Annotated in this window: 18 protein-coding genes and 1 pseudogene; 13 read left to right on the top strand and 6 right to left on the bottom strand. The window is 66.8% G+C overall.

What is annotated here, in order from left to right; genetic code table 11:
* Window positions 1-7 precede the first annotated feature (7 nt).
* From ACIA6T_RS34915 to ACIA6T_RS34905, 3 genes and pseudogenes are all read right to left on the bottom strand, one after another.
* Entirely contained in the window at window positions 8-856 is an 849-nt protein-coding gene (locus ACIA6T_RS34915) for an ABC transporter permease (protein WP_399450529.1), read from the bottom strand.
* Window positions 857-896: 40 nt separating this feature from the next.
* Window positions 897-1,640: pseudogene (locus ACIA6T_RS34910) on the bottom strand (ATP-binding cassette domain-containing protein); the annotation flags it as partial.
* Window positions 1,641-1,657: 17 nt separating this feature from the next.
* Window positions 1,658-3,634, bottom strand: coding sequence for a beta-galactosidase (locus ACIA6T_RS34905; RefSeq protein ID WP_399450528.1), 1,977 nt, complete (start codon window positions 3,632-3,634; stop codon window positions 1,658-1,660).
* An 843-nt stretch (window positions 3,635-4,477) separates the two neighbouring features.
* Here ACIA6T_RS34905 and ACIA6T_RS34900 point away from each other — a divergent pair.
* The 11 genes from ACIA6T_RS34900 (at window position 4,478) to ACIA6T_RS34850 (ending at window position 16,033) form a co-directional block, all read left to right on the top strand.
* Window positions 4,478-5,449, top strand: a complete 972-nt coding sequence (locus tag ACIA6T_RS34900) for a UDP-glucuronic acid decarboxylase family protein (RefSeq protein WP_399450527.1) — start codon at window positions 4,478-4,480, stop codon at window positions 5,447-5,449.
* Complete coding sequence (locus ACIA6T_RS34895; protein WP_399450526.1) at window positions 5,446-6,582, top strand: glycosyltransferase family 2 protein; 1,137 nt, start codon at window positions 5,446-5,448, stop codon at window positions 6,580-6,582. The genes ACIA6T_RS34900 and ACIA6T_RS34895 overlap by 4 nt, the downstream gene beginning before the upstream one ends.
* Window positions 6,579-7,367 (top strand): sugar phosphate isomerase/epimerase family protein, encoded by a 789-nt coding sequence (locus tag ACIA6T_RS34890; protein WP_399450525.1) that lies wholly within the window; start codon window positions 6,579-6,581, stop codon window positions 7,365-7,367. Before ACIA6T_RS34895 ends, ACIA6T_RS34890 begins: the two co-directional genes overlap by 4 nt.
* Window positions 7,364-8,374 carry a Gfo/Idh/MocA family protein gene (locus ACIA6T_RS34885; RefSeq protein ID WP_399450524.1) on the top strand — a complete coding sequence of 337 codons (1,011 nt, stop codon included), beginning with the start codon at window positions 7,364-7,366 and terminating at the stop codon, window positions 8,372-8,374. Before ACIA6T_RS34890 ends, ACIA6T_RS34885 begins: the two co-directional genes overlap by 4 nt.
* Window positions 8,375-8,468: 94 nt before the next feature.
* On the top strand, window positions 8,469-9,440 hold the full coding sequence (locus tag ACIA6T_RS34880) for a glycosyltransferase family 2 protein (RefSeq protein WP_399450523.1): 972 nt from the start codon (window positions 8,469-8,471) through the stop codon (window positions 9,438-9,440).
* A 66-nt stretch (window positions 9,441-9,506) separates the two neighbouring features.
* On the top strand, window positions 9,507-10,505 hold the full coding sequence (locus ACIA6T_RS34875) for a Gfo/Idh/MocA family protein (protein ID WP_399450522.1): 999 nt from the start codon (window positions 9,507-9,509) through the stop codon (window positions 10,503-10,505).
* 40 nt (window positions 10,506-10,545) lie between these two features.
* Window positions 10,546-11,802: a radical SAM protein gene (locus tag ACIA6T_RS34870; protein WP_399450521.1), complete on the top strand. Its 1,257-nt coding sequence runs from the start codon at window positions 10,546-10,548 to the stop codon at window positions 11,800-11,802.
* Between the two features lie 29 nt (window positions 11,803-11,831).
* Window positions 11,832-12,578: a phosphotransferase family protein gene (locus tag ACIA6T_RS34865; protein WP_399450519.1), complete on the top strand. Its 747-nt coding sequence runs from the start codon at window positions 11,832-11,834 to the stop codon at window positions 12,576-12,578.
* A gap of 200 nt (window positions 12,579-12,778) precedes the next feature.
* The gene (locus tag ACIA6T_RS34860; protein ID WP_399450518.1) at window positions 12,779-13,975 is read left to right on the top strand and encodes an NAD-dependent epimerase/dehydratase family protein; all 1,197 of its coding nucleotides are present in this window, start codon (window positions 12,779-12,781) and stop codon (window positions 13,973-13,975) included.
* Window positions 13,972-15,021, top strand: coding sequence for an endonuclease/exonuclease/phosphatase family protein (locus tag ACIA6T_RS34855; RefSeq protein ID WP_399450517.1), 1,050 nt, complete (start codon window positions 13,972-13,974; stop codon window positions 15,019-15,021). Before ACIA6T_RS34860 ends, ACIA6T_RS34855 begins: the two co-directional genes overlap by 4 nt.
* Before the next feature lie 181 nt (window positions 15,022-15,202).
* Window positions 15,203-16,033, top strand: coding sequence for an aldo/keto reductase (locus ACIA6T_RS34850; RefSeq protein WP_399450516.1), 831 nt, complete (start codon window positions 15,203-15,205; stop codon window positions 16,031-16,033).
* A gap of 703 nt (window positions 16,034-16,736) precedes the next feature.
* Here the strand turns inward: ACIA6T_RS34850 and ACIA6T_RS34845 are convergent.
* Window positions 16,737-16,862 carry a hypothetical protein gene (locus tag ACIA6T_RS34845; RefSeq protein WP_399450515.1) on the bottom strand — a complete coding sequence of 42 codons (126 nt, stop codon included), beginning with the start codon at window positions 16,860-16,862 and terminating at the stop codon, window positions 16,737-16,739.
* 299 nt (window positions 16,863-17,161) lie between these two features.
* On the opposite strand from ACIA6T_RS34845, the gene ACIA6T_RS34840 reads away from it, so the two are divergent.
* Window positions 17,162-17,626, top strand: coding sequence for a prevent-host-death protein (locus ACIA6T_RS34840; protein WP_190154429.1), 465 nt, complete (start codon window positions 17,162-17,164; stop codon window positions 17,624-17,626).
* A 2-nt stretch (window positions 17,627-17,628) separates the two neighbouring features.
* Entirely contained in the window at window positions 17,629-17,979 is a 351-nt protein-coding gene (locus ACIA6T_RS34835; RefSeq protein WP_190154430.1) for a hypothetical protein, read from the top strand.
* A 1,250-nt stretch (window positions 17,980-19,229) separates the two neighbouring features.
* Here ACIA6T_RS34835 and ACIA6T_RS34830 read toward each other — a convergent pair.
* Window positions 19,230-19,667 (bottom strand): transposase, encoded by a 438-nt coding sequence (locus ACIA6T_RS34830; protein WP_399450514.1) that lies wholly within the window; start codon window positions 19,665-19,667, stop codon window positions 19,230-19,232.
* Window positions 19,668-19,848: 181 nt separating this feature from the next.
* Window positions 19,849-21,363 (bottom strand): serine/threonine-protein kinase, encoded by a 1,515-nt coding sequence (locus ACIA6T_RS34825; protein ID WP_399450513.1) that lies wholly within the window; start codon window positions 21,361-21,363, stop codon window positions 19,849-19,851.
* Between the last annotated feature and the right edge of the window lie 193 nt (window positions 21,364-21,556).

Raw genomic sequence — 21,556 nt, 5'->3', positions numbered from 1 at the left:
TGCACGGTTATCCTCCCTCGATTGCCGTGCTCGACTCCGCTCGGCGCCACATCAGCCGGGTCAGCATCATGAGTATGACTATCCATAGCAGTTGAACTCCGATGAGTGGAACTGCTGCGGTCGCCGATGTCCGGCCCACGTAGACGGACAGCGGAGTATTGAGGACGCTCTGAAACGGTAAGACCTCGTTCACCTCGCGAAACCATCCCGGAAAGAACCACAGTGGGGCGATGGCGCCGGACAAAAGACTCATGACGAACTGGTATATGTTCAGCGCATGGGTATTCAGCATCGTCCAGAAGCAAATCAGATCCAGGATCTGATTGAGGTAGAAGAGCGTGACGCAGCCGAGCGCGAACGATCCGAGGGCAATGGCCGCCGCCGACCGGCTCGCCGGCGCGGCGATGACGCCGGTGTACCGGCAGACGACGTAGCCGAGCGCTCCCCACGCCAGACCGTATGCCCGGTCGCCGATGGCGCGCATGGCGTAGTAGCGGCGGGGAGGGATCGGCCGCACCAGCCAGTAGAGGATGGTTCCACGCTGGAGGTGCTGGACGATGCTGTCGCGGGAGAACATCCGGTCGATGCCGCCCGTCTGAGTCACCAGGATCGCGAGGACGGCATAACTGACGGTCTGTGTGGCGGCCATGCTGTGCGCACCGCCGGACGCCTGGTAGAAACCCCGCCAGAAGCAGGACACGACGAAGAGCTGCATGGCCAGGCGGATGGTGGAGTTGATCACCCTGGCTCGCTGGCCGAGTTCCGTGCGCCAGGAGATTCCGGCGATGGTGATCCAGCGGCGGGTCGACCGTCCGGGTGTCGGACTCGGCCCCGCTCGGCGCTCATCGGGTTTCACGGTAGGCAACGTTCATCACGTCCTCCAGATCGTGGGTGTCGGTCCCGTAGCGGGAGCGGAGATCCTCGATCAGACCGTCGAAAACCGTCCTGCCGTGATTGACCAGGACCACGCGGTGGGCGAGCCGGTCCACCTCCGTCATGTCATGTGTCGTCAACAGCACTGTTCTGCCGCAGGATTCGACCTGGTGGCGGAGGAACTCCCGGACGCTCTCCTTGGCGATCGCGTCCATGCCGATCGTCGGCTCGTCCAGGAACACGACCGGTGGATCGTGGAGCAGCGCGGCGGCGAGATCGCAGCGCACGCGTTGTCCCAGCGACAGATGCCGTACCCGTGTCTCCCAGAAGGCCGACAGCTCCAGGAGCCGGTCGAACTCACGCAGCCGGACTTGGTAGTCGTGCTCAGCTATGCCGAACACCTCGCGCAGAATGCGGAAGCTCTCCCGCGCGGGTAGGTCCCACCACAGCTGGCTGCGCTGGCCGAAGACGGCACCGATGGCCATGGCATTGGCCAGTCGGTTGCGGTGGGGCACAAGTCCCGCGACGGTCAGGCTGCCCGCGGTGGGCTCGAGGATGCCGGTGAGCATCTTGATCAGGGTCGATTTGCCGGCGCCGTTCGGGCCGAGCAGCGCCACGAGTTCGCCCTCCGCGACGGTGAGGCTCACGTCCTCGACCGCGACCTTCGTCTCGTAGCGCGGGCGCACGAGGTAGCGCAGGCCGCCGGCCAGACCCGGGTCGCGCCGGGGGACCTTGAACGTACGCCGCAGACCATGGGCGACGATCACCGGCCGCTTCTCGTTACTCACCGCTTGTCCCCACGCGGCCGACGCAGTACGGCAACCTGCGACGGACCGAGTTCAATGCTGCCCTCGTGTATGGCGCCGCTCAGCAGATCGGTGCCCGAGGCGGTGACCTTGTGCGTCCCGGCCCGGTCGTGGTTGATCAAGAAGAGATACTCGACGTGCTCGGCCTGGCGCAGCACGGCCTCCACCGGGTCAGGACAATCGGCCGGTCGCACGCCGGCGTCCGCGAGTACCGTCTCCAGCAGGGGCAGCAGCGCATCGGGTTCAAGCCGTGCCGCGACGTACCACGCGCTGCCGTCGCCGAAGGCGTTGCGGGTCACAGCAGGCTCTCCGGCATCGAGCCCGGTCGCGAAGGACAGCCTCGGCTCGGAACCCGTCGTCACGACCCGCTCCGACCAGACCCGAGCCGTCGTCCCATCCGAGAGCAGCACCTCCTCGTCGAGGTCCAGGGGATGGAACTCCTCCGTGTAGGCGCCCAGCAACTCGCGCAGAGCACCCGGATACGGCCCCGGGTACACGTGATCGTGCTGGTCGACGATTCCGCTGAAGTAGGAGACGAGCACGCAGCCGCCCGTGGCGACATAGTCGCGCACATTCGCGGCGCAGGCCTCGTCGAGCAGGTAGAGGCTGGGGAGAACGACCAGCTTGTATGCGCCGAGCTCGGCTCCCGGGTGCACGAAGTCGACGGTGACCTTGCCGCCCCACAACGCCCGGTAGTAGGCGCGCATGCGCTCTAGATGACGTAGGTCGCAACTGGGCTTGTCTTCGAACTCCATCGCCCACCACGACTGCCAGTCCCAGGCGATCGCCACATCCGCGACCACCCGGGAGCCGCGGACCTCCGACAGGGCGCGCACATCGCCGCCGAGAGCGACCACGTCGCGCCAGAGGGCCGAGTCGGTGTGCGCCTGGGGCAGCATCGCGGAGTGGAACTTCTCGGAACCGAAGCGCGAGGCGCGCCACTGGAAGAACATCGCCCCGTCGGATCCGTGGGCTATGTGGGCCAAGGTGTTGCGACGCATCTGGCCCGGAGCCTTGGCCGGGTTGCGCGGCCGCCAGTTGACGGCGCCGGTGGAGTGCTCCATGAGCAGCCACGGATGTCCGCCAGCCACCCCGCGCGCCAGGTCGGCGGACATGGCGAGCAGAACATGGTTGTCCGGTTCGGCTGTCTGGAGATAGCTGCTGGTGCCGACGTAGTCGACGTGCCCGGCCCACTTCCAGTAGTCCACGTACTTCGCCTCGCCGACCATGAAGTTCGTGGTCACGGGTACGCCGGGGGTGATGTCGCGCAGTACGTCGGCTTCGGTGTGGTAACACGCGATGTGTTCGTCGTTCGAGAAGCGGAGAAAGTCGAGGCGTTGGGTCGTGTTGACCGGCATGGGTGCTTTGCGCGGCGGGGTGATCTCCTCCCATCGTGCGTACGCCTGGCCCCAGAAGGCCGTCCCCCATGCCTCGTTCAGCGCGGTGATCGTCCCGTAGCTGCGTGCAAGCCAGTCGCGGAAGGCCGTCGCGCTGCGTTCGCAATAGCACATCGGGACGTGCGCCCCGTATTCATTATTGACATGCCAAGTCCGCAGCGCCGGATGGTCCTTGTAGTGCTCGGCGAGCGCTCGCGCGATTCCGGCGGCCGCCTGCCGGTATTCCGGCGCGCTCGGGCAGAAAGACTCGCGGGCACCCGTTCCGAGGGTCACACCGACAGAATTGACGGGCAGTACCTGCGGGTACTGCCGTAGAAACCATGCCGGAGGCGCGGCGGTCGGTGTTGCCAGGCTGGCGCCGATTCCGGCGTCGGCCAGCAGATCCATCACCTTGTCCAGAGCCGCGAACTCGTATCTGCGCGGCTCGGGTTCGAGTGATACCCACGAGAACGTATTGATATTCACCAGGTTGATGCCGGCCTGCCGCATCAAGGCCATGTCCTCGTGCCAGGTCTCGGCGGGCCACTGTTCCGGGTAGTAGTCGGCCCCGAAGATCATTGTGTCCAGGTGGGGAAAGCGGGGCGCTGGGTGCAACCTGATCTCCTTGCTCTGTGCTGTGTGGGAACGATCTCAGTGCAAGGAGCGCCATCTTGCGGGTTCCTTGAGTGGGTGTCAAGAGATCACCAAGCGCGCTGACTTGAAGCCGACGCGTCGCCGGGGTGCGTGCCGCCACACTCCGCTGCTATCCCGGGCAACCCGACGCGTTCCGTTGCGACCGCTCCAACTGGGCAAATATCGCTACGTGTTGGTATGAACACGCCAATGGTGCTTCGTGTGCTCCGTTCTGTGGACGCATGTGATCACGAATGCTGACATCCCCCAACGTCGTTGGCCTGGTGGGTAGTTGCCGCGACGACCTCTTGATCAACCCGATAGCTGGTGTTACGTTGTGAACGTTCCCAGGCGAGGCGGGGCATCGCGGAGATCATTGACGACACCGAGGGACTGCCGGCGTGACCAGGACGCCGTTCTTGAACGTGACGCCTGTGCGGACCAGGGCGACGAGGCGGAATTCGGTGACCACGCGTCGACGGTCATGGGCGGACTCGACGAGTTTGAACACCGTCGCAAGGGCCGGAGGCTGGGCCGGCGCCGGGTGACCTTCGAGCGCACAGGCGCCCCCGCCGCCTGATCCGTGCCACCGAAACCACGACTCTCGATAATTGGTCGATTTTGATTCCAGGAAGGCGGCGAGAAAGTGGCGTCCCCCATTGTTTTCCCTGTCAGCCCCAACACCGGCCGAGCGGTCGGTAGGACTTGCGCAATTGCCGCGACGGAGGAAAGCCGTCGGCCGTATCGGCGGCTGATCCGTGCACTCCAGGGCGGTAACGAGGAGGGGCGATGACGCGGCCCGCGCGCCGCGCGGTGGTGACCGGCGGAGCAGGCTTTCTCGGTTCACACATGTGCGAACGCCTGTTGGCCCTCGGCTACTCGGTCGTCTGCATCGACAACCTGAGCACCGGCGCCCTGGACAACATCCGGGCGCTGTCTCAAGACCCGAACTTCGCATTCCGGGAGGCCGACCTATCGGCGGGGTTGGACGTCACCGGCCCTGTGACGGACGTCCTGCACATGGCCTGTCCGGCCTCACCGCGCGACTATCTCCGGCTTCCACTGGAAACCCTGCGGGTCGGCTCGGCCGGTACCCAGCACGCCCTGGACCTGGCCGCCCGCCATGGGGCCCGTTTCCTCCTCACGTCGACCAGTGAGGTCTACGGCGACCCGCTGGTCCACCCGCAGCCGGAGTCCTACTGGGGAAACGTCAATCCAGTCGGCCCTCGCGCGGTGTACGACGAGGCGAAGCGCTTCAGCGAGACCCTCACCATCACGTACCGGGAGCGGCAGGGCCTCGACGCCCGTATCGCACGGATCTTCAACACCTTCGGCCCGCGGATGCGCGGCGACGACGGCCGGATGATCCCCACCTTCATCACCCAGGCACTCGCGGGCGACCCGCTCACCGTCGCCGGCAACGGTGAGCAGACCCGCTCACTGTGCTACGTGGACGACACCGTGGACGGCCTGCTCGCTCTGCTCACCAGCCCCGACGTACGTGGTCCGGTGAACATCGGGGGGAGCGGGGAGCTCAGTGTCCTGCAGACGGCCCGTGCAGTGATCGCGGCCGCCGGTTCGTCGTCCGATGTCGTTTTCGTACCCCGCCCCGAGGACGACCCCTCCCTGCGCTGTCCTGACACCAGCCTCGCCGCGGAGCGCCTTGGCTGGCGGCCCAGGATTGATCTGGAAGAGGGGCTGCGGCGCACGATTCGCTGGTTCGCGGAGTCCCGCGTCGCGAGCCCGGGGCTGGTCCGATGACAGAGCCGAGCCCTTTGCCCGTCACCCCGGTCGACACAGCGCAGGCCGAGTTCAGCGCCCTGTCCGTGGTCATCCCGACCAAGGGAAACCCCTGGGCAGTCCAACGGCTCGTCGAGTCACTGGGCGTCGCCGTGACGGAGCTGCCCGCGGGAGTCCAGACCGAGATCGTCGTGGTGGACGACTCGTCGTACCAGGACGGCGAGCAAATCCGGGAGACCTGCGAGAAGTCGGGTGCGCGTTATCTGCGCGGGCCCCGCCGGGTCGGCGCCAAGCGCAACCTCGGCGTCGCCGAAACCCGCCATCAGCTCGTGCTGTTCATCGACTCCGACTGCATCGCGACGCCGACCCTGCTCCGCGAACACCTGGACTTCCACAACGCGCACCGGGGCCGACAGGACATAGGCGCCGTGGCCGGTCCCACCGTGGTCGCAGGCGACGCCGACTCCGGTCCCTGGCGCACCGTTCGACACTCGCTGGTTGCCAATGCCCCTTGGAACTGGCCCTTGCGTTTCGAGCAGCTGTGGTGGGCCGCCACATCCAACCTTTCCGTGCGAAGGACGGCTTTCGACACGATCGGTGGCTTCGACGAGCACACCTACACCGTGGTGGGAGGCGAGGACGTGGACCTCGGGGTGCGCCTGGACGCCGCCGGGTACCGCACACTCGGGCACCCCGATGCCGTGGTGGTCCATGCCACGGACGGAATCACGCGGTTGCACCAGTTCCGCCGCAAGCTCTTCCTGTACGGCAGGGCCTGCGTCTACAACTGCGCCCGGCAGCCGGAGCACACCCGCTGGTGGCCCAATCCCACAACGGTCGCCTTGGCCGCCGGCGCAACTGCGGCGCTTCTACCGAGGCACCGCCTGCCTGCCCTGCTGACCGCCGCCGCAGGAACCGCCCTGTGGTTCGGGAACGACACACGGCGGACCGCTCGTCGCGCCGACACACCCGCTGCATCCGCCGCGGCGACCGTTTCCGTCGACTGGAGCTACCACCTCGGGATCACGCTTGAGGCCATCCGGCGTGGCAAGCCGACGCTGGCCATGAAGCGCTTCGACTACTTCCCGGAGGAGCGCTTCGTGCTGGCCGCTCCTGGGACGTCGTCCGAAGGTCAAGATGAGGAGACAAGGTGAATCCACGACTCGTCCTGCAAACAGGCATCTACGGCTACGGAATCCTGGGTCAAAGAGCCGAGACCGATCTGGAAGGCACACTCGATGCCATCCGTACCGCCGGATACGACGGCCTTGAGGTCATGTCCTCGCTCCTGGGCGACCCCGCCCGGCTGCGAGATGCCTGCGCCGAGCGTGGCCTCGACACGGTGGCCGTGCATCTCTTCTGGCACGAGCTCGACGACTTCTCCTGGGAGACGTTGCGGGAGCTCGCCTGCGACCGGCTGATCCTGTCGGGGCTCCCCGTCGACTCGGTGGCGAGCACCCTGGACACCCTGCCCGCGCTGCGCGACCATGTCGCACGCGCCGCTGACGTCGGCGCACGGGTGGCGGTGCACAACCACGAAGAAGAGGCCAGGCCTCTGCACGACGGGCGCACGCCGCTGGAGATCCTCTGCGCCGAGACCGCCCCCGAAGAACTGGGATTCGTGGTCGATCTCCACTGGGCCTCGGTGGCCGGCGCACTCGAACGCACGCTCAAGGCGACCGCTGGGCGCTGCGATTACCTGCACATCAAGGACGGGCTGATCGCGGATCCGGAGGCGCCCCACTCGTTCGACCTGGGTACCGGGGAGGTCGAGCTGGTGCACGGCTGGTCCACCGCGCGGAGCACCGGGACGATCGCGGTCACGGCCGTGGAACGCGCCATGCCTGCGCCCGATCTCCCCGCCGCACTCCAGCACGACGCCGAGTTCACCAGGCAACTCTGGCACACCGGCACTGCTCAAACGGAAGCCCGGCCGTGAGCCGTCCACCCGTTCGTGTCGCACTCGTCGGCTGCGGCGCCATCGCCGAACTCGGCCACGCTCCCGCGATCCTGGCGCTGCCCGACGACGCCGTCGTCAGCGCCGTCGTGGACCTCGCCCCGGCCCGGCGCGACCTGCTCGGTGAGGCGCTGTCCATCGTTCCCAGCCGTCGGTACGGCACGGTCGACGCGCTGCTTGCAGACGATGAGCCGGTCGATCTCGCGGTGGTCGTGCTGCCGCCGGAACGCACTCCGGTTGTCGTCGAGCGGCTGCTCCGCGGCGGCGTCCGCGTTCTGTGCGAGAAGCCCATGTCCATCGGGGCCGATGAGGCCGCCCGGCTGGCGGGGCTCGCCCCGCGCGACCGGCTCGGCCTGGTGCACAACTACCTCCACCGCAGCGACGTACGCCAAGCGATGCAACACCTACGCACCGCCGAACTCGGCCGCATCCGCTTTCTGCGCCTGGAGCAGGCCGATTCCGGGCACTTCCCCGGCGCCGGAGTCAGTCCGCACTGGCGCCGGCACAACACCGGTGGCGGCTGCCTGACCGACAACGCCTACCACTGGGTGTACGTCGCGCGGGAACTCACCGGCTCACCCGTCGTACAGGTCACGGCGCGCCTTGCGCGGCCGGACGCCACGTCCGCCGTGGACATCGCCATGGTGCTGCTGGACCACGAGAACGGCGCACTCACCAGCGTGCAGACGGCGTGGTGCGCCCCTCGTGCCCAACGCGTCCTCGAAGTACACGCGGAGCACGGGTCGCTGCGGCTGGAGGGCGACTGCGGACCGTGCGAGGTCTTTCCGGCCGCCGGTCCGACGCAAGCGCAGCCGGTCGAACCCTCGTACACGGGTCTGTACCGCGAGGTGCTCGCCGCGGTACGCGCCGGAGAGCCCTTCGCCGCGCCTGCGGACACCTGCGTCGACGTCCTCGCGGTACTACAGGCCGCCGAGCTCTCCGCGCGCCAGGGCCGGACCGTGCCTGTCGTCCCGGCCGGCGCCGCATAACCGGGCAGAGCCCGTCACGAACCGCGTCCAGCGCTGCCGTCAGGTGCGCCCTCTTCCCCCCTCCGTCCCCGTCCTGATAGGAGCCAGTTGCCGTATGACGACCTCCGTTCTCCCCAACTCCCCCCTGACCGTGGCCGTTTGCAGCATCGGGCGCACCGACCTCTTCCGGGCCCTCAGCCTGATCGCCGCGGATGACACCAGCCTCGTCGCCGAACTGATCGTCGTCGACAACACCGGCGGTTCGCTGGACCGTACGGCCGTCGCCGACGCCGCGGGGAGCCTTCCTGTGCGGGTTCTCAACGGCGTGGGTCCCGCTTCCGTCGGACGCAACCTGGCCCTGTCCGAGGCCCGGACTGATGTGGTGCTCTTCTTCGACGACGACTGCCTGCCCGAGCCCGGCTGGGTCACGGAGATGGCCACCTACATGTCCGACGAGCCCGAGGTCGCAGCGGGCTTCGGCCGGGTCGAACCCGTTCCCTTGCCGAACTGGCGGCTGGGTACCGAAGTCGTGCCCCTGCTAGGTGAAAACGCGTGGGGGGAGGCCGAGACGCCCGACGGCGACCTGTGGTGCCCAGCCGTATCGGCGCCCGGCTGGCAGCCGGGTGTGTACACCGGACCTCCCACCATTCCCGTGTCCGTGGTCGGTTCCTCCAACAACTTGGCCCTGCGCAGGAGCCTGCTGCTGCCCGACCGCCCCGTGTTCCTCCCCCATCTCGGCCCCGGTACCGGTCCCGCCTCGGGCGAGGACACCGAACTCGGTTACGCGCTGATGCGGGAAGGCCGCAAGGTCGCCCACGTCCCCCAGGCAAAGATGGTCCACAACTCATGGCTCAGCACGGACCGCGCCGAGCAGAAGCAGAAGTGCTACCTGCGGGGCAATGTGGAGGCACTCGGCTACCACGCCCTGCGCGGCGATGACCACGCGGCGCGGTTGCTCGGCGCGTACCTGGGCCAATTCCGCGTCGGCAACGGCCGCGGCCTCGATGAGTTCGGAGACATCTTCGCGTGGGGATACGGCTCCCTCACCGACGGCACCGACGGCACCGAGGGGACGCCCACGCGCTAGCCCGATCTCCACCGGACATCGGACGCATGCCGTCGATGTCACCCGTCTCTCAGAAAGGAGCAGTTCGTGACCGTCAGCGCACCTGCGCCCGAGGACGCCCTGCGCTGGGGCATCCTCGGCGCAGCCCGTATCGCCGAGCACTTCGTCGGACCGGCCCTGGCCCGTTCACCCCACGCTGCTGTGCGCGCCGTTGCATCACGCCGTCCCGAGGCCGCGCGACGGCTCGCCGAAGCAGTGGGTGCGTCGCGGGTGCACAGCGACTACCAAGCTCTGCTGGACGATCCTGACGTCGACGCGGTCTATATCGCGCTGCCCAACGCACTGCACGCACCATGGACGCTCGCCGCGCTGGTCGCAGGGAAGCATGTGCTGTGCGAGAAGCCGCTCACCACCACGCCGCACGATGCCGAGGCGATCCGCTCCGCTGCACGCGAAGCGGGCCGCGTCGTAGCCGAGGCGTTCATGTACCGCGTCCACCCCCAGTTCGCGGCCTTCGTCGAGCGGATCCGTGCGGGCGCCGTCGGCGAGGTCCGCAGCGTGGAAGCCGCACTGTCCTTCGTCCTGGAAGACCCTGCTGACATCCGGATGTCGGACGAACTGGGCGGCGGGGCACTCCTCGACCTCGGGTGCTACATCGCCGACGCCGCCAACCTCGTGTACGACGGCCTCCCTGTCGCGGGCTCCGCCGTCAGCCACCGCGGTGACTCCGGCGTAGACCTCCACACCTGTGCCGTTCTCGACTACGGCCGTGGCAGGACCGCCCAGCTCTCGGCGAGCTTTCTGCTCCCCTGGCACGACTCAAGGCTGGTGGTCCGCGGTGACAAGGGCAGCCTCAGCCTTGACCACTGCTTCAACCCCGGTACGGGAGAAGGCCGTCTGACCCTCCTAACGGCGGACGGGCATCGGGAGCTGACCACCTACGCGGGCGTCGACATGTACGAACTGATGGTCGACCGCTTTGTCCACATGGTGAGTGGGCGCGGGGAAAGTTACGTCACTCTCGACGATTCCGTGGGTGTGCAGCAGGCGCTGGCGCTACTCACTGCGCCGCGCACCGATCGGTGACGCGACACTCAACCGTCTTCACTTCGGTAAGGAGATTGACATGCGAAAAGACGACCGTCTTCTGGCTGCGTCAGTACATCCGTTCGAGCTCACGGACCGGCGCCGCGACAACCAGGCCCTGAACCTCGAGGAGTACCAGCAAGGGGCGGTCAAGCTGCGCAGCCGGCCGCTGGCTCTGTTCGTCGAACTCACCGAGAACTGCAACCTCAAATGCCCGATGTGCCGCTTCGGCGAAAAGTATGACCCGGCCCTGAACATGGACGAGCAAATGTTCGACCGGCTGGCCGACGAACTCTTCCCGTACGCGCATCTGGTGGACGTCCGCGGCTGGGGCGAGTCCACCATGCTCAGCGGCTTCGGGGACATGGTGCTGCGCGCCCTCGAGCACCGGGTCCGGGTCCGGGTCGTGACCAACGGCCAGATCAACCGGCCCGCAGTCTGGGACGCCATGATGCGAGGGCAGGGCATCGTCACCGTCTCGTGCGACGCCGCCTCGCCCGCCCTGTTCAAGAAGTTGCGGGGCGGCGGAACCCTGGAGCGGCTCGAAGCGACCTGCCGCGCCCTGGTGGAGGCGCGCGACCGCTACCAAGTCCCGCGCGACCATGTGAACTTCAATGTCGTCTCCAGCATGGACAACCTGGACGAGCTCGCCGACATCGTGCGGCTCGCGAGCCGGCTGGACATTCCGCTGGTGGTCATCCACCCGCTGGTCGCTCCTGCCGACGACCCCTCCCACCTGCGCCAGGACCTGGGCCGGACGCGCGAGGCGTACGCCGAGGCGGCCCAGGCCGGCCGCGAACTCGGTGTCGTCGTGCAGCTTGGTGCCGCGCCGGACCCTTCTCTGGCGCTGCCGGAGATGGTCCGCAAGCCGGCCTGCATGCACCCGTGGAGCTATGCGTACATTCGCTACAACGGGGACGTCGGATTCTGCGACCACCTGATCGGCAACGGCGAGTACACCCTCGGCTCCCTGCGCGAGAACACCTTCGACGAAATCTGGAACGGCGAGGCGTGGCAGTCGCTGCGCCAGGCTCATGTGCAGGGTGAGATACCCGATGCCTTCGCCCCGTGCCGTTACACCTACGCGCAGCGCTACATCGACTTCGAACACCTGGTACATCCCGACCGGGCGGAGATGATCGTGAGCAGCGCCACCCACGCCGAAATCACACGGACCCGGGATCCCGGGCAGGTGCCCGTGGTGCCGTTCGGTCTCGAGCCCACTCCAGAGGTACTGGTACCCACGGCCATGCTCTCCGAGAGGCTGCGGCAGCTGCCCGGCTCACAGCGTTCGTGAGCGGATAGACTCAGATCAGGAGCTACACCATGAATGAAATCGAGAAACTCCCCGGCGGCTTCATAAGTGGCGTGGTCCTGGTGGACGGCACGGTACGACGTAGTCCGACCGGGAACTCCGATTTCGTCAGCCGCCTGCTGCAACACTACGAAGCGAATTCCTGGAACGGCGCACCTCGCTACCTCGGTAAAGACGCGGAGGGTCGGGACACGTTCAGCTATGTCAAGGGGTATGTGCCCTGGCAGGGCGGCAACCCCGCGGTCGCCTCCTCCGCGGCCTTGACCGCGCTTGCCCGCCTCGTCCGCGCGGCCCACGACCTCACGGCAGGCCATCCTCTGGCGGACGGGCATGAGGTGGTGTGCCACAACGATCTGTCACCCAAGAACACGGTGTACCGCTCCACGGATGAACCACTGGAGCCCATCGCTCTCATCGACTGGGACCTGGCGGCACCAGGTCGGCGTGTCCATGATGTGGCGCATCTGTGCTGGCAGTACTTGACTCTCGGTCCCGGCGCGGATCCGGTATGGGCGTCCGGACGGATCCGTGAGGTTGCGGATGCCTACGGTCTGGCATCCGCCGACCGCCAGGAACTGGTGCCAAATGTGGCCGGGTGGCAGGAACGCTGCTGGCGGGGTATCGAAAGCGGTGCCGCCGGCGGAGACGCGGCCTTGATCAGTTTGCGTGAGGTGGGCGTGCCGGAGGAGATACGGGCCGCACATGCCTGGGTGACGCATCATCAGCAGACCCTGGAGGCCGGTCTCGCGACCAACTGACTTGTGCAGGACGTCACTTCCCGCTTCTCCGCCCCCGTCAGGCCCGGCGGGAGGCGGTGACGCCCGTCCGTGCCGGTCGTTCGCTTCCTCCGCGTCCGCCTGACGCGCCAGGCGGACGCCCATAGAAATTCGATTGCACCTGCGGCTCTGGTCGCGCCGTTTTCCGCCGACATCCGGCACCCAGGTAAAAGGATTTGCATATGCCAAATGAGCTCCCTCAGACCGTCCTTGTCCTCGGTGGGGACGGATTCTGCGGCTGGCCCACCGCTCTGGACCAGTCTGACCGGGGTCGCAATGTCGTCATCGTCGACAACCTCAGCCGCCGCAAGATCGATGCTGAACTCGGAACGGCCTCGCTGACCCCGATCCAGAGTCCTGAACGACGGCTGGAGGCATGGCGCGCCTTGTCGGGCCGGACCATCGACTTTGTTGATCTGGATGTCTCGGCGGACGTCGAGGCTCTGAGCGGACTCCTGGACAAATACCGGCCGGACGCTGTCGTGCACTTTGCCGAACAGCGCTCCGCGCCCTATTCGATGCTGTCCACGACGCATCGGACGTACACGGTGCGCAACAACTTGATGGCGACGCAGAACCTGCTTGAGGCAATTCGCCTTTCAGGGGTGCCCACGCACGTTGTGCACCTTGGGTCGGTGGGGGTGTACGGCTATTCGTCGAAGGACTGGACGATGCCGGAGGGCTATCTCGAGGTCACCGTCCCGTCGTCTGCGCACCCGGACCGGCAAGTGGAGATACTGCATCCCTTCGAACCGGTTTCCATTTACCACCTCAGTAAGTGCATGGATGCGCAGCTGTTTGAGTTCTATGCCCGGTACGACAACCTGCGGATCAGCGATCTGCACCAGGGTGTCGTCTGGGGAACGCAGACCCGGTTGACGAGCCAGAGCGATCTTCTGGTCAACCGTTTCGACTACGACTCCGTCTGGGGCACCGTGGTGAACCGTTTCCTCATGCAGGCGGCGCTCAACCACCCCCTGACCGTATACGGCGTGGGCGAGCAGACTCGCGCGTTCATCCACCTCGAAGATGCCGTAAACTGCGTCAACCTCGCCCTGGAAAACCCGCCGGCGCCGGGTGACCGGGTGCGGGTTCGCAACCAGGTGGCCGAGTGCCTGCGGGTGCTGGATGTAGCCACCGTGATTTCGGAGCAGACCGGTGCCGAGATTGCGTACGTGGACAACCCCAGGAACGAGCAGGCGCAGAACACTCTCAGCGTGACCAACAAGAGTTTCTCGGATCTCGGTTTCACCCCGACTCTTCTGCGCGACGGGATCTGGCGCGAGTCGGTGGAGATCGCGCAGCGGTTCCGCGTCGATGTCGACCTCGATCGAATCCTGCCCGCGCGGCCCGGTGCGCACGCGGGAGAAAGCGTATGAACGGCATGCGGCAGGACGTAGTGGCGGAATTGTCCGCGGTGGGCACCGATTTCCTTGAGCGGGCCTGGTGGGCCGCAGACGATCCGGCCGAGCATGACCGGTTGTTCGGCGAGGCCGAGATCTTCGGGCAGATCGAAGTGCGTCAGCCGAGCAATGCCGTCTCGAAACATGACGGGCCGGTACGGATAGGCACGTGGAACGCGGAGCGCTGCAAGTACGTCGGGGCCAGCGCGCGGCTCATCAGGGAATCGGGCTGCGATGTCGTGCTGCTGTCCGAGATGGACGTGGGCATGGCCCGTTCCGCCAATCTACACACACTGCGCGCACTGGCCGAAGAGCTCGGTTTCGGCTATGCGTACTGCGCGGAGTTCCTTGAACTGGGCATGGGCAATCAATCCGAGCAAGTGGAGTTCGCTGACGAGCGCAACCTGGTCGGAATCCATGGCAACGGAATTCTGTCCCGTTTCCCCTTGTCGGAACCGCTGGTCGTGAATTCCCCCGCACGGGGCCTGTGGTACTCACTGGACTGGCACCACCGCCGAATCGGTGGCCGGCGGGCCCTGTTCGCGACCGTCGCCGTCGGTACGGAACGGATCAGGATGGGCAGCGTCCATCTGGAGAGCCTGTCCGATCCCGACTCGAGGTCCGCGGAGCTTTCGGCGCTCGTCGACTCGGCCGATTCGACGCTTCCCACCGTCATCGGAGGCGATTTCAACACAGCAGACGTGCCGGACGAGGAAGCACCGGACGACTGGTTCGCCAAACCTGGTCAGCACGAGCCGCTGTTCGACGTATTCGCAGCGGCGGGTTTCGACTGGCTGGACTGCAACTCGGCGGTCCCGACTCGGCGCACCCTGGGCAACGGCCTGCCCCGGGCCCCGCACCGCAGGATGGACTGGCTTTTCCGGCGCGGCCTGGCCGCACGGAATCCCCTGTGCCGGCCTGCGGTGAACTCGGCCGGCCATCCCATCTCCGACCACGAGCTCGTCAGCGCTGACTTCCTGCCCGGGCTCCCCGACGACCACGGCAGGGCTCGCGGGTGGTGACGACAGGGCCTCGCGAGCCCGTTGGCGCGTGAAGGAGACCGCGGTGCGGAGTGCACCCGGGAGCCGCACGACGCCTGGTGAGGCCGGACGCGTGGGCCTCGCCCCCCACCCGTCCGGTTGCTCAACGCTTCACCTGATCGGTGACGCAGGGTGTATGACACAGTCGAAAGAGAGTCCAACGGTGACCAACATTCCGGTGCACACACTCAACGACGGAACGGCGAGCCCGGCGATCGGTCTGGGTACCTGGCCGATGACGGAGGCGGAGGCGGAGGCGGCGGTGGCCGGCGCCCTCGCCATGGGCTACCGCCTCGTCGACACGGCGACGAGCTATGGCAACGAGACCGGCGTCGGCCGCGGTATGGCCCGCAGCGACGTCTCTCGTGAGGAGATCGTGGTGACGACGAAGGTCCCCGGCCGGCACCACGGATACGAGGAGACCCTGGCCTCCTTCGAGGCTTCCCGCGCACGGCTCGGCGTGGAGTACGTGGACCTGTACTTGATCCACTGGCCGCTTCCCCGCGTCGACAAGTACGTCGCATCGTGGCGGGCCATGATCAAGCTTCGTGCGGAGGGGCTCGTCCGTTCGATCGGCGTCTCCAACTTCACCCCCGAGCACATCGAGCGGCTGGAGAAGGAGACCGGCGTCCTGCCGTCCGTCAATCAGATCGAACTGCACCCCTACTTGCCGCAGGACGGCCTGCGTGCGTTCCACGAGGCCAAGGGCATCCGCACGGAGAGCTGGAGCCCGCTGGGCTGCGGCAAGGACCTGCTGGACGAACCCAAGATCGTCACGGTCGCCGAGGACCTCGGAGTGACCCCGGCTCAGGTGGTGCTGCGCTGGCACACCCAGCTCGGCGCGATTGTCATCCCCAAGTCCGCGAGTTCCGAGCGGCAGCGCGAGAACCTCGACATCTTCGGCTTCACTCTCAGCCCCGCCGAGATGCGGTCTGTCGCGGATCACGTCTCCCGGCGGCTGGGCGGGGACCCTGAGGTCTACGAGGAGTTCTGAGTCCGTGGCGGAGTACCCCCGGGGCCCCGCGGGATGACCGGGAGGGCTCGCGCACTGCGCGCCGCGGTTCGAGGACGCGCCGAATCCGGTCTGTCCGTTCGAGTGATCGCACCGTCGACGGCGGCACCATGATTGCCCGCTCGGGCGGCGAGAAGGCCGGATGGTCCTGCGTCTCGCCCTGGACTGTATTAAATGAAGCTCGGCGGCATACCGACGGTTGGGGACCGGCTTTGTGAAGATGGGGTCCCGAACTCAGAAGGGCGCTTCGAACGATCTTACCGGCCAGCTCGGTGAGGACCTGCGTTCCCTCAGGCTTGGCTCGCTGCTGCGAACTCCCGACTCTTGCCGTCGGTCTGTCGGCAACCGTCCTGACCTGCAGCGATCGCCTGAACGTTCCCGAAGTGGCGAGTGTGCGTTCCGGAGCGATCTCCTGGCCACTCGCTGACCTGCGGCGACGGAGTTTTCTACAAGCCCCGGATTCTCCCTTGCCAGGCGCAGATGAGAGCGCGGATCGAGCGCACCGTGCGTGGCCGTCCCGAACGTTTCGGACGGGAATGGGCCGCGTGCCGGCGCGCGGCCAGGTCACGGTGCCAGTGCAGCACCGTGTCCGGCGCAGCACACCGCGCGGGAGCCGGCGCAGCAGCGCGGCCAGGAACACCCGGTCACTCGGGGCGAACCGCACCCGATCCCGGCCGAGCTGGCGTTACAGCACGGTGATCTGATGACGCAGCGCGAGGATCTCCGCGTCCTTGTCCTGGTTGCTCACCGGCAGCAGCCGCAGCAGGGCGAACACGTTCGCCACACCCCGATAGGCAAGTCGAAGCAGCACGACAGATCATCCTGCCGGGGCACTCACCAGGTGCCAGAGCGCCCGCCCAAGCGCCCGAGCTCGACACCACCCGTACACCAGCCCTCACCAAGACGGATGAGTTTTTCGGCAGGCGCAAGGTAAGCAGCTCTGTAAGTGCGCTCCCCATCTCGACGATCGACCGGCTGTGAGTTCGGGTCTGACTCAAGCATCAAGGAAGGCTGAGATCTGACTTCGGACCGCATCCGGAGGTCGAATCTGGCGCACGCACTCCGCGGCCTCCACTGGACTTCCGAATACGTTCCGAATACTATGGATCCATGACCATCGCAGCAGATCTCCCCGCGGCGACTCGGCGCTCCTCGGACCTGAGCAAGCGCTCTGCCGAGGTCTTCGCCGAGGCCGAGGACCACCCCGTGACGGTGACACGGCGCGACGGCGAGGCTCTGGTCCTGATGTCGCAGCGCGAGGCCGAGGGCCGTGCCCGCTTGCTGAACTTTGCCGCGCAGCTCATCACCGTCACCCTCGACGACCGCGGCTCGCTCGCCGAGCGGATGTCCAAGGCCTTTCCTTGGATGCTCGCGCTGTCGCCGGCCGACCGGGAGTCCTGCGCGCAGGACCTCGTCGATGCGGCGCGCGCGTCGTTCTCCACCGACCAGCCGCACCTCGCGATCGCAGAGCTGACCTCCTGGAAGGAGACGGCCACCGCCGTCGCGGCCGGGCTCAGCAGCGGCAGTGCCGGTCTGGAGTGGCTCGACGACGATGAGACCGTGGAGCGTCCCTAACCGTGGCGGCCGCCAGGAAGGGCGAGCTGGTTCCTCGCCCTCCGAAGAAGATCGAGTACGAGATCCGCTTCGCCACAGCCGACGCGCAGAAGGGATGGCGCGACCTCGTCGCGACGATCCGCAACTCCATGACGGAGACCTGGGACTTCCTCACGCGGACGCCACTGTCCACGACGCCGACGAACTATCGGCTCAAAGGTGAGCTCGGCGTCATCGAGCGTGGCGGCGCGACCCATGAGAGGTGGCAGCACAAACCGACTGCGAAGGGCACCGCGCGCATCTGGTTCTACGTCCACGAGCGCACGGTCTTCCTGGAGCAGGTGCACACGAGCCACCCGAACGAGACGAAGTAGGCCAGCTTCGTAGCGTCGCGCATCGTCGGTGAGCGCGCATCTGAGTGGGATGATCGCTGTGTGACTGCCGCGGCTGGGGACTTTGACTTCACCCGAGGGTGGCGCGGCCTTGGGAAAGGGCGACTCGACCTCCCGATCACTCCGCGGATGGGAAGCCTCTGCGTGAAGCGGCTTCGCCAGCTTGAGATACGGAGCGGGCGAGAACAGCGCCAGCTCCAGGACGAAGTACACCACCAACCGGGCAGAGAGCAGGCGCCTGCGTTACTCACCGCGTCCGCACGCGGCCACTACCGGTAGTTCGTTAAATCCGGAGGTAGAGGTCAATGCCGTGTCCGGTGGTGACCGCATCGATCAGTGCCTGGAGTTCGGAGGGCGGGTCGGTGTCCGTCCAGGCTCGCCACCATCGGTTGAGGGTGACGGCAGGGGTGAGCCTGGAACGGATGGCCCGTAACGCCCTTGGTCAGCAGGGCCGTTGGGGCTGGTGGGACGGAGCCGGCCCCCCTCTCTCTGGCCTCTCGTCGGGGCACGGGTCCGGCGCGCTGGCGTCCAGGGGCCCAGGTGGGGCGAACCATTGGTCCCAGCAGAAGGAGAAGGCGCAGTTGACCAGGGTCTGGTGGCGGCGGATGGCGCGGTCGGAGCGGACCTGGAAGTCGGCCCAGCCCAGTTCGTCCTTGATCTGCTTGTAGCTCTACTCGATCCACGGCCGCAGGCCGTAGAGGCGCACGATCTCGGCCAGGTTGGCGGGCGGGTGCGGGCTGGTAGCGGCGTGGGGTGCGTCGGAGTGGGGCAGGTTGGTGGCCAGGTACCAGGTGGCAGGGTGAGTCGGGTCCGTAGCCGCCCAGGCGGGCATCGGCGGCCCACCAGGTCTCGGTGTGCCCGTCGCGGAAGTGACGCTCCACGGGTGTCCAGTCGCCTGGACGTTTGGCATCGCGCCAGGTCAGGGCGTGGGCCGCTTCGATGGGGGGTGTGTGCGGCTGGTCGGCCGGAGCCCAGGTGCCGCGGTGCGGCTTGAGCGCGACCACGTAGGCCAGGCCGGCCGCGCGCAGTGCGAGATACCAGTCGTTGCTGACTTAAGTAGGCGCAGTCGGCGACCACCGCCCGGCAGGAGAAGCCCGCCTCCTTCCCCCGGGCCGCGAGGGCAGCGGCCAGCTGCGGTTTGGTGCGGAAGGCCGGATCCGAGCGGCCGCGGGCGAAGTGGTGGGCGGGGGTGTAGGGAGTCGCGTGTAGCGGGTAGTACACGCGGCCGTCGGTCACACCGTGGTCACCGTGACGATGCCGTTGTCCGTCTTGCCGTACCGGCCCAGCCACTGCCGGCCCACGTGCGCGGTCGCGGTGCCGTCCTTGCGGTCCCCGGAGTCGTCGATCACGATGACCCCGCCGTCGTGCGGAGCCGTCGCCGACTGCTCGCGCAGCAGCTCAAGCCGCCGGTCGTTGACCAGCTCGGCCTCCCAGGGAGACTCGGACAGGAAGAACTGCAGCCGCTGCACCCCCGGCATCCCCGCACCGGCCACCGGTTCTGCCCCTGCCAGACAGGTGATCGTCTTGTTCCGCTCCCGTGGCGCCAGCAGCCCGGTCAGGTACTCACGAAAGCCCAGCCGCTGGGCCAGGCCGAAGAAGAGGTCGTCGAACCGGGCCGTGTACTCCTCCAACGGCCCCGGCGCGGGCGGACACGTACGGCGAGCGGTCATCTTCAGCCCCCAGCAAGCTAATTGACTCCTACCACCGACCTACGACCAACCCGGCCTGCAGTCAACCCACACCATCACCGGATTTAACGAACTACCGGTAACCGGGCGGATCGAGGCAGCCACCGGGGTCAGGCCGATCCGCCCAAGTTAGTCGATCACGCTCGCGCCTGTCCGTCGGTCGTCAGTCGTCGTCGGAATCGATGAAAGTACCGAGACCGCTTCGCAGCACGGGATGCAGGGTTCGGATTACCGCACTGCCCACAGTCCACTCGATGAACGGTTGTCCAGCCATGCGGAGTCCTTCGAGAGCGGCGACCGCGTTCTCGGGCGTTCGGATCTTCTGTAGAATATCGACGGCAACATCACGCACATGCCAACGATTATGGTTAGTGCCCAGATGGGCAAGCCCGCGGACGGCCTCTCGGAGAATGATCGCATCACCCGTGGCTACGACAGCACGGCGAGCAAAATCCGCAAGGATGTCGCACATTCCGAAATCAAAGGACCCCTCCAGGCAACTCGCGAACGCCTGGAAGATGCCGGTGAAGCCTGCGGGGTTCTGCTGCCACCACCACTCCACTGAATCCGACGGCAGGGCGCTAAGGGCCCAGGAAAATTCCCCCATGTCCTCGTCGTCACTGAAGTCCAGCTCGTCTGCCCAGCGAACGAACTCGTCGAGGGCGGCTTCATCCACGACACGACCGGCCTTGAGGCGGGGGCGCAGGCGTCCCGCCTTCTCCTCGGCGGTTTCCCATCGCCCGGTCGGCGCCGGGGCGACCGCCGATTCGATGGCCGCCAGCAACTCGGTCGCACTGGCATGGCGCTGGCCGCGATCCTGGGAGATCGCACGCTGGATCACGCCCCGCAGCGGTCCGGCCGGCACAACGTCGTCCACCGGGGTGCCACCCGTCAGAAGCGCCTGCATGATCTTGCCTGCGGAATAGATGTCCGCGCGCTCATCAACATGCTTGGCATCCCTCCACTGCTCAGGGGCAACATAAAATCGGGTTCCAAAGCCGTCGAAGGTGGAGGTGAGGAGACCACTCTCCTCCACTACTCGCGCGAGCCCGAAATCAGCAATAGCCCAAACCCCATCAGGAGTTCGCAGCACGTTCCCCGGCTTCAGATCGCGATGAAGAATCCCTTGACTGTGAATATATGCAAGTCCGGCGCAGATGTCCCGCATCACGGCAGCCACGTCCTCGGCCTTCATGACGCTGCCGACTTCGTCGGAGAGGACGCCTCGGGCTAGCGGCATTGCATACCACAGGCCCAGGTCTTCATCTTTCCCGCTCGCCAGCAGCTTCATGACGTTTGCGTGGCCGAACGTGGACATCAGGCGGAGTTCCCGCTCGAACCGAGCAACAGTCTCCACGTCGAGTGCATGCGTCTGCTGCAGGACCTTTACGGCCACCTGATCGTCATCACCCGCCTCAAGGTCTCGCGCGCCGAACACGACGGCGAACCCGCCGCCATCGATCTCTGCCCCGAGTTCGAATCGGCGCCCGACCGAACGAGGCTGCCCAACGGGGGCGGGGCGCCCCGCCCCACGCCTCAGACCACTGCTTCCCCACCGCCGGATGATGTCCAGATCCCAGATGTCGCCAGCACTGAGGGAGGCCACCGGGGCCGGGAAATCATCGCTCTGACGGAGCTTGGCGACCTGCTGCCGACTGACTCCGAGTTCAGCCGCCACCTCCGAGACTCCGCCGATACGACGGAACGGCCTAATATTAGTTGTCATGAGGTCAACTATACGCCAATGGTTGACCTCACGTCGCCTATTGCCTCGATGTGAACCGTTCCGGGTTCGGTAGAGATCTCAGATGTTGGGTGTGACCTGGGGTTTCGTGGTTGCGAGGTAGTGGTTGTTCTCGTATTCGACCGGC

The sequence above is a fragment of the Streptomyces sp. NPDC051740 genome (assembly GCF_044453165.1).
In the GTDB taxonomy this organism is placed as follows: domain Bacteria; phylum Actinomycetota; class Actinomycetes; order Streptomycetales; family Streptomycetaceae; genus Streptomyces; species Streptomyces atrovirens.
This window is presented reverse-complemented; position numbering and strand designations above follow the sequence as displayed.

Excerpts from the sequence above, each read along its gene's own strand:
- ACIA6T_RS34905 (WP_399450528.1), bottom strand. The coding sequence starts at position 3,634 with ATGATCTTCGGGGCCGACTACTACCCGGAACAGTGGCCCGCCGAGACC.
- ACIA6T_RS34900 (WP_399450527.1), top strand. The coding sequence starts at position 4,478 with ATGACGCGGCCCGCGCGCCGCGCGGTGGTGACCGGCGGAGCAGGCTTT.
- ACIA6T_RS34895 (WP_399450526.1), top strand. The coding sequence starts at position 5,446 with ATGACAGAGCCGAGCCCTTTGCCCGTCACCCCGGTCGACACAGCGCAG.
- ACIA6T_RS34880 (WP_399450523.1), top strand. The coding sequence starts at position 8,469 with ATGACGACCTCCGTTCTCCCCAACTCCCCCCTGACCGTGGCCGTTTGC.
- ACIA6T_RS34870 (WP_399450521.1), top strand. The coding sequence starts at position 10,546 with ATGCGAAAAGACGACCGTCTTCTGGCTGCGTCAGTACATCCGTTCGAG.
- ACIA6T_RS34865 (WP_399450519.1), top strand. The coding sequence starts at position 11,832 with ATGAATGAAATCGAGAAACTCCCCGGCGGCTTCATAAGTGGCGTGGTC.
- ACIA6T_RS34860 (WP_399450518.1), top strand. The coding sequence starts at position 12,779 with ATGCCAAATGAGCTCCCTCAGACCGTCCTTGTCCTCGGTGGGGACGGA.
- ACIA6T_RS34855 (WP_399450517.1), top strand. The coding sequence starts at position 13,972 with ATGAACGGCATGCGGCAGGACGTAGTGGCGGAATTGTCCGCGGTGGGC.
- ACIA6T_RS34840 (WP_190154429.1), top strand. The coding sequence starts at position 17,162 with ATGACCATCGCAGCAGATCTCCCCGCGGCGACTCGGCGCTCCTCGGAC.
- ACIA6T_RS34830 (WP_399450514.1), bottom strand. The coding sequence starts at position 19,667 with ATGACCGCTCGCCGTACGTGTCCGCCCGCGCCGGGGCCGTTGGAGGAG.